Annotated in this window: 17 protein-coding genes; 13 read left to right on the forward strand and 4 right to left on the reverse strand. The window is 68.5% G+C overall.

Going from position 1 to position 16,858, the window contains the following annotated elements; translation table 11 throughout:
- Nucleotides 1-68 precede the first annotated feature (68 nt).
- From ACQP2E_RS01635 to ACQP2E_RS01660, 6 genes are all read left to right on the forward strand, one after another.
- Nucleotides 69-1,517: an NCS2 family permease gene (locus ACQP2E_RS01635; RefSeq protein WP_433828117.1), complete on the forward strand. Its 1,449-nt coding sequence runs from the start codon at nt 69-71 to the stop codon at nt 1,515-1,517.
- 124 nt (nt 1,518-1,641) lie between these two features.
- Nucleotides 1,642-2,076, forward strand: a complete 435-nt coding sequence (locus ACQP2E_RS01640) for a MarR family winged helix-turn-helix transcriptional regulator (RefSeq protein ID WP_433828118.1) — start codon at nt 1,642-1,644, stop codon at nt 2,074-2,076.
- A 66-nt stretch (nt 2,077-2,142) separates the two neighbouring features.
- Nucleotides 2,143-3,516, forward strand: a complete 1,374-nt coding sequence (locus ACQP2E_RS01645) for an MFS transporter (RefSeq protein WP_433828119.1) — start codon at nt 2,143-2,145, stop codon at nt 3,514-3,516.
- 121 nt (nt 3,517-3,637) lie between these two features.
- Entirely contained in the window at nt 3,638-4,090 is a 453-nt protein-coding gene (locus tag ACQP2E_RS01650) for a hypothetical protein (protein WP_433828120.1), read from the forward strand.
- A gap of 344 nt (nt 4,091-4,434) precedes the next feature.
- Nucleotides 4,435-4,752, forward strand: coding sequence for a transposase (locus tag ACQP2E_RS01655; RefSeq protein WP_433828121.1), 318 nt, complete (start codon nt 4,435-4,437; stop codon nt 4,750-4,752).
- The gene (locus tag ACQP2E_RS01660) at nt 4,749-5,024 is read left to right on the forward strand and encodes an IS3 family transposase (RefSeq protein ID WP_433828122.1); all 276 of its coding nucleotides are present in this window, start codon (nt 4,749-4,751) and stop codon (nt 5,022-5,024) included. The genes ACQP2E_RS01655 and ACQP2E_RS01660 overlap by 4 nt, the downstream gene beginning before the upstream one ends.
- A gap of 546 nt (nt 5,025-5,570) precedes the next feature.
- Here the strand turns inward: ACQP2E_RS01660 and sepH are convergent.
- From sepH to ACQP2E_RS01675, 3 genes are all read right to left on the reverse strand, one after another.
- Entirely contained in the window at nt 5,571-6,647 is a 1,077-nt protein-coding gene (gene sepH, locus ACQP2E_RS01665) for a septation protein SepH (protein WP_433828123.1), read from the reverse strand.
- A gap of 197 nt (nt 6,648-6,844) precedes the next feature.
- Complete coding sequence (gene serC, locus ACQP2E_RS01670; protein ID WP_433828124.1) at nt 6,845-7,969, reverse strand: phosphoserine transaminase; 1,125 nt, start codon at nt 7,967-7,969, stop codon at nt 6,845-6,847.
- A gap of 41 nt (nt 7,970-8,010) precedes the next feature.
- Nucleotides 8,011-9,117: a citrate synthase 2 gene (locus ACQP2E_RS01675; protein WP_433828125.1), complete on the reverse strand. Its 1,107-nt coding sequence runs from the start codon at nt 9,115-9,117 to the stop codon at nt 8,011-8,013.
- Nucleotides 9,118-9,352: 235 nt separating this feature from the next.
- On the opposite strand from ACQP2E_RS01675, the gene pdxH reads away from it, so the two are divergent.
- The 6 genes from pdxH to ACQP2E_RS01705 are packed head-to-tail and all read left to right on the forward strand — an operon-like array spanning nt 9,353 to nt 13,960.
- Nucleotides 9,353-9,976 (forward strand): pyridoxamine 5'-phosphate oxidase, encoded by a 624-nt coding sequence (pdxH, locus tag ACQP2E_RS01680; RefSeq protein ID WP_433833724.1) that lies wholly within the window; start codon nt 9,353-9,355, stop codon nt 9,974-9,976.
- 32 nt (nt 9,977-10,008) lie between these two features.
- Nucleotides 10,009-11,259, forward strand: a complete 1,251-nt coding sequence (locus tag ACQP2E_RS01685) for an MFS transporter (RefSeq protein WP_433828126.1) — start codon at nt 10,009-10,011, stop codon at nt 11,257-11,259.
- Nucleotides 11,260-11,268: 9 nt separating this feature from the next.
- Nucleotides 11,269-12,183 carry an aldose 1-epimerase family protein gene (locus tag ACQP2E_RS01690; RefSeq protein WP_433828127.1) on the forward strand — a complete coding sequence of 305 codons (915 nt, stop codon included), beginning with the start codon at nt 11,269-11,271 and terminating at the stop codon, nt 12,181-12,183.
- Nucleotides 12,183-12,815 carry a nitroreductase family protein gene (locus tag ACQP2E_RS01695; protein WP_433833726.1) on the forward strand — a complete coding sequence of 211 codons (633 nt, stop codon included), beginning with the start codon at nt 12,183-12,185 and terminating at the stop codon, nt 12,813-12,815. The genes ACQP2E_RS01690 and ACQP2E_RS01695 overlap by 1 nt, the downstream gene beginning before the upstream one ends.
- A gap of 58 nt (nt 12,816-12,873) precedes the next feature.
- On the forward strand, nt 12,874-13,170 hold the full coding sequence (locus ACQP2E_RS01700) for a type II toxin-antitoxin system VapB family antitoxin (protein ID WP_433828128.1): 297 nt from the start codon (nt 12,874-12,876) through the stop codon (nt 13,168-13,170).
- Between the two features lie 58 nt (nt 13,171-13,228).
- Nucleotides 13,229-13,960, forward strand: a complete 732-nt coding sequence (locus tag ACQP2E_RS01705; protein WP_433828129.1) for a DUF4230 domain-containing protein — start codon at nt 13,229-13,231, stop codon at nt 13,958-13,960.
- Nucleotides 13,961-13,991: 31 nt separating this feature from the next.
- On the opposite strand, the gene ACQP2E_RS01710 is transcribed toward ACQP2E_RS01705, so the two are convergent.
- Nucleotides 13,992-14,195 carry a PspC domain-containing protein gene (locus tag ACQP2E_RS01710; protein WP_433828130.1) on the reverse strand — a complete coding sequence of 68 codons (204 nt, stop codon included), beginning with the start codon at nt 14,193-14,195 and terminating at the stop codon, nt 13,992-13,994.
- Nucleotides 14,196-14,396: 201 nt separating this feature from the next.
- Between ACQP2E_RS01710 and ACQP2E_RS01715 the strand changes: the two genes are divergently transcribed.
- Nucleotides 14,397-16,271: a DUF5941 domain-containing protein gene (locus ACQP2E_RS01715; RefSeq protein ID WP_433828131.1), complete on the forward strand. Its 1,875-nt coding sequence runs from the start codon at nt 14,397-14,399 to the stop codon at nt 16,269-16,271.
- Nucleotides 16,272-16,858: the final 587 nt, after the last annotated feature.

The raw sequence follows: 16,858 nt of genomic DNA on the forward strand, positions 1-16,858 counted from the left end.
CCGAGGTCAGTAGGTTCTGGCAGCATGCGCGCGTCCCCTCATGAGTGATACCCCCGAAAGGGCCACATATGTCCAGCGCCCCTGAACCTGTCACCGGACCCGTGAACAAGTTCGACCGGTTCTTTGAGATAACCGCCCGCGGATCGACCCTCAGCAGGGAGGTCCGCGGTGGCATCGTCACGTTCTTCACGATGGCGTACATCGTCGTGCTGAACCCGCTGATCCTTGCCGGTGGCGTCGACTCCACCGGCGCGCACCTGCCGATCGCCGCGCTCGCCGCCGGCACTGCGCTTGTCGCCGGCCTGATGACCATCCTGATGGGCGTGGTGGCCCGGTTCCCGCTGGCACTGGCCGCGGGTCTGGGCGTCAACGCGCTGGTGGCGTACGAGATCGCGCCGGAGATGACCTGGGCCGACGCGATGGGCCTGGTCGTCATCGAGGGTGTGCTGATCGCGATCCTGGTGCTGACCGGTCTGCGTACCGCTGTGTTCCGTGCGGTGCCGACCCAGCTGAAGACCGCGATCGGTGTGGGCATCGGCCTCTTCCTGATGATCATCGGCCTGGTCGACGCGGGGTTCGTGCACCGGGTGCCGGACGCCGCGAACACCACCGTCCCGGTCGAGCTCGGCCTCGGCGGCAAGCTGATGACCTGGCCGACGCTGGTGTTCGCGATCGGCCTGCTCTTCACGCTGGTCCTCTTCGTCCGCAAGATCAAGGGCGCCATCCTGATCGGCATCCTCGGCACGACGGTCCTGGCGATCATCGTCGAGGCGATCGCCGGTGTCGGGTCGGTCGTCACCAACCCGCACGGCTGGTCGCTCAACGTCCCGACGCTGCCGGACCAGATCATCGACACGCCGGACCTCTCGCTGATCGGGCAGTTCAACGTGCTCGACTCGTGGTCGACGGCGGGCTGGCTGGTCGTGCTGATGTTCGTCTTCACGCTGCTGATCACGGACTTCTTCGACACGATGGGCACGATGGTCGCGGTCGGCCAGGAGGGTGACCTGCTGGACGCCGAGGGCATGCCGCCGCGTACCCGGGAGATCCTGCTGGTCGACTCGGTCGCCGCCGCTGCCGGTGGTGCCGCCAGCGTTTCCAGCAACACCTCGTACGTGGAGAGTGCCTCCGGTGTCGGCGAAGGTGCGCGTACCGGTGTGGCCAGCCTGGTGACCGGTGTGTTGTTCCTGGTCGCGATGTTCTTCGCGCCGCTGGTCAAGGTTGTGCCGTTCGAGGCCGCGTCGACCGCACTGGTGGTCGTCGGCTTCCTGATGATCACCACGGTCACCAAGATCGACTGGACCGATTACACGATCGCGGTGCCGGCGTTCCTGACCGTGACGCTGATGCCGTTCACGTACTCGATCTCCAACGGCATCGGGGCCGGGATCATCTCGTACGTCGTGCTGAAGGCCTTCACCGGCAAGGCGCGCGAGATTCACCCCATTCTGTACGGGGTCGCCGCCCTGTTCGTCCTGTACTTCGCCCGGGGTCCGCTCGAGGCCTGGGTTCTCTGATCACTTGTGGTTGATGATGCTGTCACCGGTGTGCGCTAGCGTGCCGGTGACAGTGGTCATACCTGTCAACTGATGTCGTTAGCCATGCTCATTAGCTAGGCTAAGTATTGTGATGGAGCGGGTGATGACGACGGAGCGCGCGACAGCGGAACCGCTGGCGAAAACGCTGCGGGACGCGATCACCCGGCTTGGCCGCCGAGTCCGACAGGCCCGGCCGGTCGGTGACCTCACGTTCAGTCAGCTCTCCGCGTTGACCAGCCTCCAGCTGGCCGGCGCGCTGACTCCCCGTGAGCTCGCCGATGTGGAACGGGTCCAGCCACCGACGATGACCAAGATCGTCGGGAAGCTGGAGGACCGTGGGCTTGTTGCGCGTACGCCACACCCCACCGACGGGCGTCAGGTCATCCTGGCCGCCACCGAGCAGGGCAAAGCGGTGTACGCGCAGTACGAGCAGGCGCGCAACGAATGGCTGGCACAGGCTCTGGACCGTTTGAGCCCGGAAGAACGGGAAACCTTGGCAAACGCGGCGGAGATTCTCCAGCGCGTCGCCCGGGGCTGACTTCTGTTCTTGTCGTTCCGCTTCGTCACACGACGATGACGCGTACGACCGAACTCAGGGGGCCCTTTGAGCGCCATATTCCGGTCCTTGCAGGTCCCGAACTACCGCCTCTTCGCCGGCGGTCAACTGGTGAAGCTGATCGGCGTCTGGATGATGTTCACAGCCCAGGACTGGCTGGTGCTGGAACTCTCCGACAACTCCCCGAGCGCTTTGGGGATGGTGACGGCCCTTCAATTCGTACCCGTGATGCTTTTGACCCTGGTGAGCGGCCGCCTGGCTGACCGTTACGACAAGCGCAAGCTGCTCGTTGCGGCGAACGCCGCGTTCGCGTTCTTCGCTGTCGCCTTCGCGGTGCTGGTCACCACCGGGGTGGTCGAACTCTGGCACGTGTACGTGTTCGCGCTGCTCCTGGGTATCGCGAACGCTGTCGAGACGCCTGTCCGGCAGTCCTTCGTCTCGGAACTGGTCGAGCTCCGGCTCCTGCCGAACGCGCTCGCGTTGTCGGCCGCCACGTTCAACATGGCGCGGATCAGCGGTCCCGCTCTCGCCGGGGTTCTGCTCGCGGTGCTGTCCACGCCCGGGGTCTTCCTGATCTCGACGGTTCTGGCGATCGCACCGGTCTTCACCTACATCCGGATGCGGCCCGCCGACCTTTACCGGTCGCCGCGGAAAGAGGGCGCGCCGGCCCGGGTCATCGATGGACTGCGTTACGTGGGCAAGCGGCACGATCTGCTGCTTCCCATCGGGATGATGGCTGTCATTGGGATGATCGGCTTCAATTTCCCGGTCACGCTGGCGGCTCTCGCGAAAATTGACTTCAACGCCGGTCCGTCGACGTTCGGGCTGTTGACCACTTGTTTGGCCATCGGGTCGCTCGGTGGGGCGTTGGCGGGGACTCGGCGGCGGGCTCGGCCTGGGGTCTACCGGGTCATCGGGGCAGCCTTGCTGTTCGGAGTTTTCGAGTTCTTCGTAGGATTTTCCCCTAATTTCGTGACGGCCGCGCTTTTGCTGATCCCCACCGGCTTTTTCTCGATTTATCTGGCGCAAGGGGCGAATCACCGGGTGCAGATGGGGGTGGATCCGGAATATCGGGGGCGGGTCATGGCCCTCTATGTGCTGGTCTTCCTGGGAACTACGCCCATCGGGGCCACGTTGTCGGGCTGGTGGGGCGAGAGGTTCGGGGTGCCGTCGAGCATCTGGGCCGCTGGTCTCGTGAGCTTTGTGGCGGCCGCGGGCGCACTGGTGTGGCAACTGCGGGCCAGCGGCGACCGGTTGGAGTTCCAGGGCCGGCGGGTGCGGCTGGTGCAGTCGGAGTCGTCGCTGGAGGCATCGGCTTCCGAGGGCTTGCATGACGGAGGCGGGGCCGAGGCTCGTCCGCACGAGGGGGTACGAGGCCATGCCGAGCCGAGCACTCCGGCCATTCCGGTAGCCCGCGTCTGAGGCCTTCGCGCTTTTAGCGTTTTTTATAGCTTTTGCGTGCTTGTGCAGCGCTGCGACTTTGGCAGTTCCGCTCCACCAAACGGGTATTCCGGCCCGCACCGTCAGCGCCTAGCGTCGAATCGTGGCGACTGTGCACATTGCTGTGCTCTCGGCGGCGCTCTCGGCGTTGCTGATGCTGCCGTGCGCCGCCGCCGTCCTCGACCCGGGCACGCGCCGGGTGCGCCGCCTGCTGACCCGCACCGGCCGCCGGGAGCTGCGCTCCCTGCGCAACCTGGACCAAAACCTCAAACTCCGCGATCCGGTCACCCCTCTCGGTGTTCCTTCCATAGAGCAGCTTGCGTACGACCTACGCCGCCTCGACAGACAACGCCGCAGCGGCCCGACGCGCTGTTCAGAGGTGTGGATGGCCGCTGTGCTGCGTGCTTATGACGCTCGGCTCCAGCTGGCATGCCGCCGCTTGGGGGTGCCCGAGCACCTGCAGCCGCTGGAGGGCGTGGACCGCGAACTCGAACGCATGCGACTCGAGTGCCAGCTACACGCAGCCGGCCTGGCCCTCAACCACCGCCACGACTGACCCCACCCACGTCCAGAGCGTGCCGCCTCGAGGGGCACTCAACCCACCCCCTCGTGCGTGTTGACTTTGGGTGCGCTCCGCCCCTCAAATCAACACACACACCAGAGCCGACCGCTCGTGTCGATGTCCAGCTCGTCCAGCACCCAAAGTCAACGCGCGGATCAGCCCCGCTGCCCCGGAGCGCCGTTGCGTGTTGATTTGGGGTTCGATCCGCACCCAATGTCGACACGCACGCTGTGGAATGGCTGCTTGTGTCGACTTCAGGTTCGTATCGCGCCCTAAATCGACACGTTGTCCCGCCCCGGGTTTGATGGAGACATCCAAACCTGGGAGAGAATCTCGCTATGGTGGCACCGAAGAAGTACCCCGATGAGCTGCGTGAGCGTGCGACCCGGTTGGCGATCGAGGCCCGCCGAGACCCGGCATCCAGCGTCGGGGCGATTCGGCGGATCGCCGGCCAGCTCGGTGTTCATCCGGAGGCGTTGCGGGTGTGGGTGCGGCAGGCCGAGACCGATGCCGGCGTGCGGTCGGGCACGACGTCCAGCGACGCGGAACGCCTCGCGGTGCTGGAACGGGAGAATCGTGAGTTGCGGCGGGCGAATCAGATCTTGAAGTCCGCGGCGTCTTTCTTCGCGGCGGAGCTGGACCGTCCGTCGCGATGAAGGTCGCCTTCGTCGACTCCCAGCACGAGGAACACGGTGTCCAGCCGGTCCTGCAGGCGCTCGAAGACACGCCGGCACAGATCGCATCGTCGACCTACTACGCCGCCAAGTCCCGCCCCGCCTCGGCCCGTTCCCGGCGTGACGAGGAACTGACCGCGGTGATCGAGCAGATCCACGCGGAGAACTACGGCGTCTACGGGGCCCGCAAGATCTGGCACGAGCTGCGCCGTCGCGGAGCGGCTGTTCGCGGTGTCGGCGACCTGCTTTGGTAGCTCTGCGTGTCGTGTTCGCAGGCGTTACGGCCGATCTTGGTAACTGGCGGAGCCTGGAGGCACCACAATGCTCCACACATGTGCGACCGTCGCGCCTCGCCGTGACAGCGCGTAATAGTCGCAGCCAGAAGTTTCCAAGATCCGGTAGCGACCGGCGCCGCCCAGCCGGACGGGATCTCGGAGCCTGCTCAGCGTCTTCGGGCGGTCTTCGGGGCGCTCAACTCGGGTCGGTCGGGCTTCACTCACATGCGGCGACTTATCCGGACTGCCGGATATGCCCCGGGCTCAACGCCGGGCGGCCGGCGCTGGACAGGGCTCAACGCCGGGCGGCCGGCGCTGGACAGGGCTCAACGCCGGGCGGCCGGCGCTGGCCAGGGCTCAACGCCGGGCGGCCGGCGCTCGCCCGGGCTCAACGCCGCACTGCCGGATCGGCGGGGCACAACGTCGGGCGGCCGGGCGCCGGATTTCGCCGGGCGGCCTGATCCCGCCGGGGCTGCCTGATCCCGCCGGGCTTTGGGGCCGGCGGGATGGCGTTGCTGGCCCTGGTTAGGAGGACTCTCGGGCGGCCGGGCCGCCGCCGAACAACACGTCGTCCCAGCTGGGCAGACGCTTGCGCGGCTTGCTGTTCTCCTCGGTTTCCGAGTTGTTTGTCTGCGAAGCGCCCTGGCCGACCGTACGACGCGGGCGCAGGACCGCGAGCGACGGGACCGCCGGGACCTCTTTCGGCAGGTCGGCGTCGTCGTCGAACGCGGAACCCGCGCCACCACCCAGCAGGGCGGCGGCGCCGCCGGCGACCGGGCGCCGGGAGGCGGGTGAGACCGGCTCGAGGCCTCGGCCGGAGCTGGTCTCGAGCGGCCGGTCGAGGGAGGCGAGCAGGGCGTCGCGTCCGGCTCGGATCGGGTCGCGGTTGGAGCGGGGCGACGCGTTTTCCGAAGCCGCGGGCAGGCCGTGGCCGCCGCGGATGGGCTCGGGGCTGCGGGCCGGGCCGGGCAGGCCGTGGCCGCCGCGCTCCGGGACCGGGTCCTGGCCGAGGATCTGGGTGGGCCGCTCGGCGCAGAGGTATTGCGCCATGTCGTCGTGTGGCGAGACCACCTGACGACCCTTGTCCATGTCCCAGATGGCCTGAGCAGTGGCCTTGCCGGACGGCCAGGTGGCAACGATCCGCCAGGTGCCGTCGTCCTTGCGGAACGCGTCCCAGGAGATTTTCTCGGTGTCGATGCCGTGCTGCGAGAGGCGGCTGTCGACCACCTCGGCGAGCGGCTGACCGGTGTCCGAAGTCTTCAACCGGGTGCGACGGGCGTGCTGGGCCAGCATGGCCCGCTCCTGGAGCACCGGACCGGCGTAGCGGAGCACGCGGTCGACCGGCACCCCGGCGATGCGCGCGACGTCCTCGGCGGACTCGCCGGAACGGATGCGCGACTGAATGTCTCGCGGTGACAGGGAAGGAATCATCTCCGGCGACAGAACCGCCACCGCCGTCCCGGTGCCGGAGGGCTGGCCGCCGTCGGTCAGCACCCCACTCACCCGGTCGTCGATGGGGAGGGCCAGGAGCCGGCCGACTTCATCGGCGAGCACCAGGGCCTGACCGTCCTCGGAGAGGGCGACGAAGCGTACGGGCCGCATGCGTTGCCTCCGTCTCGTCGCGTTGGCCTGGACATCCCGAGAGTCAGCCACCCGGGCGCGTTTCGGAACACGGTACGCGCCTTGGTCACCCTATGGGGGTAAGCCACGCCGTCAAACTGGCTGACCAGGGGAGATGATCTTCAACTTATCCATGACCCCAAGCCATTTAAACCCAAGGGCCAATTCATTGGTACGGGCTAACGGCCGATGCGCTCGACGATGTAGTCGACGCACTCGGTGAGTGCCGTTACATCGGACGGGTCCACGGTCGGGTACAGGGCGACGCGCAGCTGGTTGCGGCCGAGTTTGCGGTACGGCTCGGTGTCCACCACGCCGTTCGCCCGCAGGACCTTGGCGATCACCGCGGCGTCGACGCCCTCGGCGAAGTCGATCGTCGCGACGGCCGACGACCGCAGGGCCGGGTCGGTGACGAAGGGCTGGGCAAAAGCGGACTTCTCCGCCCAGCCGTAGATCGCGGCCGCGCTCTCGGCGCTGCGCCCGGCCGCCCAGGAGAGGCCGCCCTGCGCGTTCATCCAGTCCACCTGCTCGGCGGCGAGGAAGACGGTGGCCAGCGCCGGCGTGTTGTACGTCTGCTCCAGCCGGGACTGCTCGATCGCGGTGACCAGGTCGAGGAACTGGGGGATGTACCGCCCGGTCGCCTTCACCTCGAACGCCCGCTCGATCGCGGCCGGTGACATCAGGGCCAGCCAGATGCCGCCGTCCGAGCCGAGCGCCTTCTGCGGCGCCAGGTAGTAGACGTCGGTCTCGCTGACGTCGACGTCGAGGCTGCCGCCGCCGGACGTGGCGTCGGTGAGCAGCAGCGCGCCCGGGTCGGCGCCGGCCACCCGGCGTACCGGGACGGCCACGCCGGTGGAGGTCTCGTTCTGCACTGTCGCGTAGACGTCGACGCCGGCTTCGGCGCTCAGGTACGCGGCCTGCCCGGCGGGGGCGCGGTGCACTGTCGGCTCGGCCAGGAACGGCGCGTCCGTCACGGCCTGGACGAACTTGGCGCCGAACTCGCCGAACTCGGCGAACTGCGCCTTCTCCTTGACCAGGCCGAACGTGGCGACTTCCCAGAACGCGCTGGTGCCGCCGTTGGCGAGGATCACCTCGTACCCGTCGGGGATGGAGAAGAAGTCGGCGAGACCGCGACGCAGGCGCGCGACCTGGTCCTTCACCGTTTTCTGCCGGTGTGACGTACCCATGAACGTGCGCGACACCGCGGAGAGCGCCTCGACACCTTCCGGCCGGACCTTGCTCGGCCCGGAGCCGAAACGGCCGTCGACAGGTTTGATCTCGTCTGGGATCCGGATGTCAAACACGGTTTAGCCTCTGTTTCCGCTGCGGGGTGGCGCTGCCACGGTCATACATTATGCGTGAGCTGACTCCAGCCCTCGACCTCCTGCGGCTTGCGCGGCTCGGGACCGATGTAGCCCAGGCCGGGCCGCAGGATCCGGCTCAGGCGTTTCTGCTCCAGGATGTGCGCGCTCCACCCGGCCACCCGGGCGCAGGTGAACATCGAGGTGAACATGTGCGAGGGCACCTCGGCGAGGTCGAGCACCACGGCCGACCAGAACTCCACGTTCGTGTGCAGGTGCTGCTCGGGCCGGCGCTCGTGCAGCTCGGCGAGCGCGGCCGCTTCGAGCTTCTCGGCCACCTCGAACCGGGGTGCTTTCAGATCCTTCGCGATCCGGCGCAGCACCCGGGCCCGCGGGTCCTCGGCGCGATAAGCCCGATGTCCGAAACCCATCAGGCGCTCACCCCGATCCAAAACCTCTTTCACGTACGCGTCCGCGTCGCCGCTGCGCTCCACCCGTTCGAGCATCTGGAGTACGCGAGTGGGCGCACCGCCGTGCAGTGGTCCGGAGAGCGCGCCGATCCCGGAGGAGATGCAGGCGGCCGCGTCCGCGCCGGTGGAAGCGACGATCCGGGCCGTGAAGGTGGACGCGTTCAGCCCGTGCTCGGCAGCCGCGATGAAGTATGCGTCGACGGCCTTGATGTGCCGCGGGTCCGGCTCGCCACGCCAGCGGCGCATGAACCGCTCGACGATGGTCTCGGCCTTGTCGATGTCCTTCTGCGGCACGGCCGGCAGGCCCAGCCCACGCGCCGCCTGGGCGACGAAGGAGAGCGCGGTCACCGACACCCGGGCCAGGTCGGAGCGGGTCTGCTCGTCGGTGATGTCGAAGAGCTGCGACAAACCCCAGTACGGCGCCAGCATCGCGACGGCCGACTGCACGTCGACCCTGATGTCACCGGAGTGCACCGGCACCGGGAACGGCTCGGCCGGTGGCAGCCCGGGACCGAATTTCCCGTCAACCAGCAGGCCCCAGACGTTGCCGAAGGAGACCTGGCCGATCAGATCCTCGATGTCGACGCCGCGGTACCGCAGCGCGGCCCCGGACGGGTCGGGCTCGGCGATCTCGGTCTCGAACGCGATGACGCCCTCGAGTCCCGGCTTGAAGTCGGACACGGCACTCCCTGGGGAACAGGACGGTGGAGCGAGTTTGCGGTGGGTGATTCATCTTGCCCGCCGGGTAACCGCACGGTCGAGGAGTCGCGGTTGTGCTCTCGATGACACCCATCCTGGATCACCTGACGTTTTGCGGCGGGAGACTTACCGTCGTTTGCGTCCTGGGGGACACCTCAGTTTCGAATCAGCAGTGAACGGAGCGCACGTGGCCGAGGAAGCGCCGTCACCGGCCGGTATGCGCAGGGACTACACCGAGTGGCCGCCCCTGCTGGAGGACAGCATCGCCGCGGACTGGACCAGCCAGTTCGCCGCGTGGTTCGCTGACGCCACGGCCTTCGGGCTGACCGAGCCGAACGCGATGATCGTCGCAACAGCCGACGCGGCGGGTCGCCCGTCGGCGCGAACAGTCCTCCTCAAGGGGTACGACGAGGCGGGGTTCGTCTTCTTCACGAACTACGCGAGTCGTAAGGGCGGCGAGCTGGCCGTCAACGCGTACGCAAGCCTGGTTTTTCCCTGGTTCGGCATGCAGCGGCAGGTGATCGTGGCGGGCGCGGTGGAGCGGGTGACGCGCGCGGAGACCGAGGAGTACTTCGGGTCGCGGCCGCGCGGGTCGCAGCTCGGTGCCTGGGCAAGCCCGCAGTCGCGGGTGCTGGACGGACCGGAAGCGGTGGAGGCGGGGCTGGCGGCGGCGGTCGAGAGGTTCGGTGACGGGCCGGTTCCGGCGCCACCGCACTGGGGTGGGTTCCGGGTGATTCCGGTGACCGTGGAGTTCTGGCAGGGCCGGAGCAGCCGGCTGCACGATCGGCTGCGGTTCCGCCGGTCGGAAACCACCTGGATCGTCGAGCGGCTGGCGCCGTGAGCCAGGAAACCGCGAAGAAGCCGAAATCTTGGATGATCGACACGCGGCCGCTGCGGGTGGTCGCGTACCGGCGGATGTGGATGGGGAACGGGGCCTCGTTCTTCGGGTTCCAGTTCACCGCGGTGGCCGTGCCGGTCCAGATGTGGGCGATCACGCATTCCACGACCTGGGTCGGCCTGCTGGGTGTGGCCGGACTCGTACCCTTGCTGGTCTTCGGTCTGTGGGGTGGTGCCGTCGCCGACGTGGTGGATCGGCGGCGGTTGTTGCTGCTCAGTTCGCTGCTGACCTGGGTGACCACGCTCGGCTTGCTGGCGCAGGCCGTTCTCGGGGTGCGCAGCGGCCATCTGCTGCTGTTGCTGACCGCCGTGCAGTCGGCCGGGTTCGCGATCAGCTCGCCGGCGCGGAACGCGATCGTGCCCCGGATCGTGCCGGCGAACCTGGTGCCGGCCGCCAACACGCTGAACTACACGACGACGACGGCCGGCGGTGTGCTCGGACCGCTCGCGGCCGGCCTGATCATGGGGATCTGGTCGACCGGGGCCGGCGTGGAGGTGGCGTACGCGGTCGACGCCCTGCTCTTCACGATCACCTTCTGGGCCACCTGGCGTCTGCCGCCGATCCCGCCGGTCGAGCGTGAGGAGGGCGAGGAGAAGCCGTCGGCCGGTCTGCGCGGCATCTTGGTCGGGCTGAAGTTCCTGGTCACTCAGCCGGTGCTGCTGCTGTCCTTCGCTGTCGACCTGATCGCGATGATCTTCGCGATGCCCCGGGCGCTCTTCCCTGCGGTGGCCGAGAACCAGTTCGGCGGCGGCTCGGCGATCGGCTGGCTCTACAGCGCCATCGCGATCGGTTCGCTGCTCGGCGGCCTCACCTCGGGCTGGATCAGCCGGGTACGCCGACAGGGGCTGGCACTTGTTGTCGCAGTCGTCGGATGGGGTGTGGCGATCGGCCTGTCCGGGCTGGCGAAACAGCTGTGGCTGATGGTGCTGCTGCTCGCCGTGGCCGGAGCGGCCGACCTGGTCAGCGCGGTCTACCGGCAATCGATCATGCAGACGTTCGCACCGGACCGGCTGCGCGGCAGGCTTCAAGGCGTATTCACCGTCGTCGTTGCCGGTGGTCCTCGGCTCGGTGACCTGCGAGCCGGCGCCACAGCCGACCTGACCAGCGTGACCACGTCCTGGGCGGGTGGTGGTTTCGTGGCCGCCGGGCTGGCCGTGGTGCTGGCGGCGGTGTCTCCGGCGCTGATCCGATACCGGCCCGCCCAGACCGACTCCGACGACCGATAGTGTCGCGGTATGAGCGCAGAGGCACCCGCGAAGTCCGGGATCCAGTGGTCCATCGAGGCGGACGGGCACCGTGCCGTCCTGACTGAGGTCGGCGGCACGCTCCGCTCGTACTCGGTCAACGGCGTCGAGCTGCTCGACGGCTTCGGGACCGACGAGATCGCGCCGGGCTCCGCGGGCCAGATCCTCGCGCCGTGGCCGAACCGGATCCGGGACGGGAAGTACGAGTTCGAGGGTCAGTCGTACCAGCTGGCGCTCACCGAGCCGGCCCGGCGTAACGCCATCCACGGCCTGGTCAACTGGTCCCGGTGGCGGCTCGCCGAGCAGTCCGCCGGCGCGGTGACGCTGGAGTACGACCTGCCTGCCCAGGTCGGTTACCCGTGGTCGCTGACGCTGCGTACCCACTGGTCAGTCTCGGCCGACGGTCTGCGCTGCGTGCAGGACGTGGTGAACACCGCCGAGGCGAACGCGCCCTGGGGTTACTCGGTCCACCCGTACCTTCGTCTCGCCGGTGTGAGCGTCGACGAGACCGTGCTGCAGGTGCCGGCCAAGTCCCGGATCCTCGCGGACAACCGGCTGCTGCCGCTCGGCGCGGTCAAGGTGGCCGGCAGCGAATTCGACTTCGCCGAACCCCGGCGGATCGGCGCTCAGGTTCTGGACACCACGTTCGGTGACATCGAGTTCGACGCGGACGGGATCACCGCGGTGACTCTGACCTCCGCCGACTCCTCGATCGTTGTCTGGGCCGACGAGAAGTTCAACTACTGGCAGGTCTTCACCGGTGACACGCTGCACGGTGAGCGGCACCGGCGGTCCGTCGCGGTCGAGCCGATGACGTGCCCGCCTGATGCTTTCCGTACCGGCCGGGACCTGGTCGTGCTGGAGCCGGGCCAGACCTGGACCACGTCGTGGGGCATCCGGGCCTGATGGAGTTCGACGAGGTGATCCGGCGGCGCCGGATGGTCCGGGGTTACGACCCCGATCGGCCGGTGCCGGCAGAGCTGGTCGACAAGATCGTCCGGCATGGGTTGCGAGCGCCGTCGGCGGGGTTTTCGCAGGGCTGGAGCTTTCTGGTCCTGACCGATCCGGCAGATCGATCGCTGTTCTGGTCGTCGTTGGCGTCGTCGTCTTCCTCGGCTTCGTCGTCCGGGTCGAACGGCTGGCTCGATCGGATGTCGACAGCGCCGCTGATCGTTGTCGCCTTGTCCAACAAGTCCGCATATATCGAGAGATACGCGGAATCCGACAAGGGCTGGACCGATCGGGATGAGAAGCACTGGCCGGTGCCGTACTGGGACATCGACACCGGGTTCGCGGCTCTGCTCATGCATCTGACCGCCGTGAACGAGGGCCTCGGATCGTGTTTCATCGGTCTGCCGGCGGAGAAAGTGGAGTCGTTCAAGGCGTCGTTCGGGGTCCCCGCCGAGTTCACCCCGGTCGGGGCGCTCACGGTCGGGTACCGCGGTGACGACAAGAGGTCTCCGTCACTCAAGCGCGGTCACCGCCCGGTGGCCGACGTGGTGCATCATGGCCGGTGGGCTTCGGCCGGCGAGGTATGAAACTCGCGCGGCTAGGCTGGCACGCGGTGGAACGACATGACGGAAAGGGGCAGCCGCCGTGATCTTCAAAGCGGTCCGGGACGGAGCCCCGTACCCCGATCACCACACGACGCTGAAGGCTTGGGCGGAAATTCCGCCACGGCCGATCCGGCTCGCTGAGCTGATCACCACGAAACGGGAGCTCGCGCTCGACAAGCTTCTCGCCGAGGACTCCACGTTCTACGGCGACCTCTTCCCGCACGTGGTGGAGTGGCACGGCGCGCTCTATCTGGAGGACGGCCTGCACCGGGCGCTGCGCGCGGCCCTGCAGCAGCGGAACCAGATTCATGCCCGGGTGCTCGTGATCGAGGGTTAGCAGCTGATTCCGCTCCCTCCGGATGCGGATTGTCGTACCCCCTCCGTACCGTTGAGTCATGGCCAACTCACCGGATGTCGACGAACCGACCAGGGAGTACCCGGCCGTGCCCGATGAGGACGCGCCGGTTACTCCGCAGCAGCGCAAAAGCGGTTTCGCGCGGCTGCTGATCTTCACGGGATTCGTCTTCGCGCTGATGGTCGCCGGCTGTTTCGGCCTGCGCGCGATCAACGTGCTGCCCACCTTCGACAACCCGTTCTCCGATCAGACCGTCGACCGCAGCCAGCCCGTGCTGCTCCAGTCCATGCGGGACCTCAACCGCTATGTGGCTGCCGACGGCACGTTCCAGGTCATCGTCGACCTCCAGGAGAACAAGGAGAACGTGCCGGACTTCCTGGTCAACCGGCGGACTTTGTTCGTCGGGTCGGGGACAGTCGAGGCGTACGTGGACTTCGGCGCGCTCGCCGGCGACGCTCTGAAAATCGACGAGGCGAACAAGTCGATCGAGCTGACCCTGCCGGCGCCCGAGCAGTCGACAGCCGCGCTCGACATGGCGAAAAGTTATGTCGTCGCCGAGGAGCGCGGCCTGCTCGACCGGATCGGTGACGCCTTCGGTGACGAGCCCGGCAAGCAGCAGCGCGTTTATCAGCTGGCTCAGGAGCGGATCACCGAGGCCGCGAAATCCAGCGGGATGGACCAGCGGGCGAAAGAGAACACCCAGCGGATGCTGGAGAGTCTCTTCGCCCGGCTGGGTTACACCACCGTGACTGTCACGTTCGCCAATCCTTGATCACTCGTTGAGCCGTGTGGTGTCCAGCGAGTCACTCGCTGGGCATCACGGCCCAGAGGATCAGGTACGCGATGAACTGCGGGCCGGGCAGCAGGCAGGAGAGCACAAAAAGCAGGCGGACGGTGCCGGCTCCAAGGCCGAAACGCTGGCCCAGGCCGGCGCAGACGCCGGCGATCATGCGGTTGTGGCGAGGGCGGGTCAGGGTGCTGGTCTTGACGGCGCGAGACACGGTCATCGACTCCTTCTGCGTGACTGTGACGTTCTGCCACAGCCACTTCGACGGTAAGTACGGAAGCTTCGGCGGCCCTCGGTCTACAGGGGGATACCGGTGGTCCAGCTCCCGTAAGGGTGACCCGTACCCGCGTGACGCCCGCTGTTAACCTGAAGCCGATTTCGGGCCGGGTGAACCCCCGCGCGGTGACGAGGAGACGAACAAGTGACCTTGGCCCTCCTCTACTCCCCGGCCGGGACCACGCTTGCGCCGACCGACGCGGCCCAGCTTTCCGGTGAGCTTGAGGAAGCGCTGCGTAAGGCCGGTGCGTCGGTGGTCGTCTCCGATCCCGCAGTCCGCCTCGGCGACGTCGTCCGCCAAGCGCGGGACAACGGCGAGCAGCTGCTGATCTGCCCGGACAATCTGGTCGCACACCCCAGCCTCCTGTGGACGCTCGCCACCGAGCCGGCCGGCCGCAGCAGCGTCCTGGTGATGGCCGACGCGACCGGCGACCTCAAGGAGGACCGCGGCCGGATCGTGCCTGCCATGCCCGGCTCCGGGACCACCCGATTCCTCGGTGCGATGTGCATCACCCCGGCCGACCTGCCGCTGCTGGAGAAGGTCGCCGACCAGCCCGACCTGCTCGCCGCGCTGCTCGATGACGGCCTGGTCCCGATCGCCACCCGCCCGCGCACGCTGCGCGCCCAGCAGGTGCACACCCCGGCCGAACTCGCGGCCGCCCGCAAATCGGTCGCCGCGGTGGACGAGGACGCGGCTCGCCTGCGGCTCGCCGTCAAAGAGCAGGACGACTTCTTCACCACGTACGCGGTCAGCAGCTGGTCGCCGCTCGTCACCAAAGCGGCAGCCCGGCTTCGCCTGACCCCGACCGCGGTCACCGGACTCTCGGTGCTCTTCGCCGTCGCCGCCGCGCTCGCGTTCTGGCAGGCGTCCCGCCCGCTCATGATCCTCGGCGGGATCCTGCTCTACCTCGGCTTCGTGCTGGACTGCGTGGACGGGCAGCTGGCTCGGTACACCCGCAACTTCGACGCCTTCGGCGGCTGGCTCGACACGATGGCCGACCGCGCCAAGGAATACGCGGTCTACGCCGGCCTCGCGGCCGGGGCGGATCGGATCGGTCTTCCGTACGCGTGGCCGCTGGCGATCACCGCGATCGTCCTGCAGACGGCCCGGCACATGACCGACACGTGGTACGGCGCGCTGCACGACGAAGCCGCTGCCCGGCCGGTCCAGCATGCCGCCGCCGCTGCCTCCGCTGGGGTCGGCGCCCGGCTCACGGCTGCCTCGGTGAAGGCGCAGAGCCAGCGTGGCTCCCTGATCTACTGGGCCAAGAAGATCGTCGTGTTCCCGATCGGCGAGCGCTGGGCGCTGATGTCGGTGCTCGCGGCGTGCTTCAACGGCCGGGTCGTGCTCGGCGCCGTGGTCGGTTTCGGTTTGCTGGCGGCGGCGTACACGCTGGCGCTGCGCTCACTGCGGGCGCTCTCGATGCGTGTGTCGGTGCTGAACACGGTCGACACGATGCGCCACCGCGACGACGGCCCGCTGGTGCGCTCGGTGCTGAGCCGGTCCGGTGTCGGCCACCCGCTCGCGTTGGCGGCGCTGTTCGCTGCTTACGCGCTGGCGACGGTGGCGATCTTCGGAGCCGCGTGGGGTTGGGGCGTGGGCACGGACTCGGCGTGGCTGCTGGGCCTTGTCCTTGTTCCGGTGGCGCTCTGCGGGTTGCCCGCTCGTTCCCGTCACGGCGGTGCCCTGGACTGGCTGGTGCCGTCGGCCCTGCGTGCCGCCGAATACCTGGTCGTGGTCGCCGCGGGGATCTACGGCTCGGTGCCTCCGCCGGTGACCTTCCTGCTGCTGTTCGTGCTCGCGCTGCGGCATTACGACCTGACTGCCCGGATGGAGAAGGGTGCCCCGGCCAGCGTCACCGGCGGCGCGATCCTGGGCTGGGACGGGCGAACGCTGCTCTTGGTAGCGGCGACCCTGCTCGGCTTCGCCACGGCCGGCACAGCGGCACTGGCGGTCCTGGTGGGCGGGTCGTTCGCCGCCACAGCGATCCGCGACTGGCGAGCCAGCCACCCCAGCTGAGCCAGCCACCCCAGCTGAGCAAGCCACCCCAGCTGAGCAAGCCCTCTAACGGACCCGGCCGGCGCTTACGGTCGCCGTAGCGCACAGCCGGCAGCCGTGCCTCTGGTGGTCGGCGCGGCGAGTCGACGACGGTGTGAGCTTGCGCCGCCAGACCAACCCAAAACTCACAAGATCAGCGCCCGCCGGTTGCCCCGCCCGCCCGCCCGCCTGGCCGCCCCACCCGCCCCTCTGGCCTCCCTGCCCGCCCGCCTGGCCTCCCTGCCCGCCCGCCTGGCCTCCCTGCCCGCCCGCCTGGCCGCCCTGCCCGCCCGCCTGGCCGCCCGGCCTGCCCGCCTGGCCTGCCCGCGCGGCCCGCCCGCGTGGCCGCCCGGCTGTGGGTGTGGGAGCGCACGGAAGGTCGGTCTGGCGTGGGTGGGGTCGCACGGTAGCGGTCTGTGTGGCTTCATCACGGCCAGGGCGTGGACCAGGGAACACGGTGGCGTTATGTGCGACCTGATCCACCCTGCGATGCGGCCCCGGCTCCCGGCCCCTCCGGTCCCCGGCTTGCGACTCGCGGCCTCCGACTCGCGGCCTGCGACCCGCGACCT

This window comes from Actinoplanes sp. CA-015351 (assembly GCF_050955685.1).
GTDB lineage: Bacteria > Actinomycetota > Actinomycetes > Mycobacteriales > Micromonosporaceae > Actinoplanes.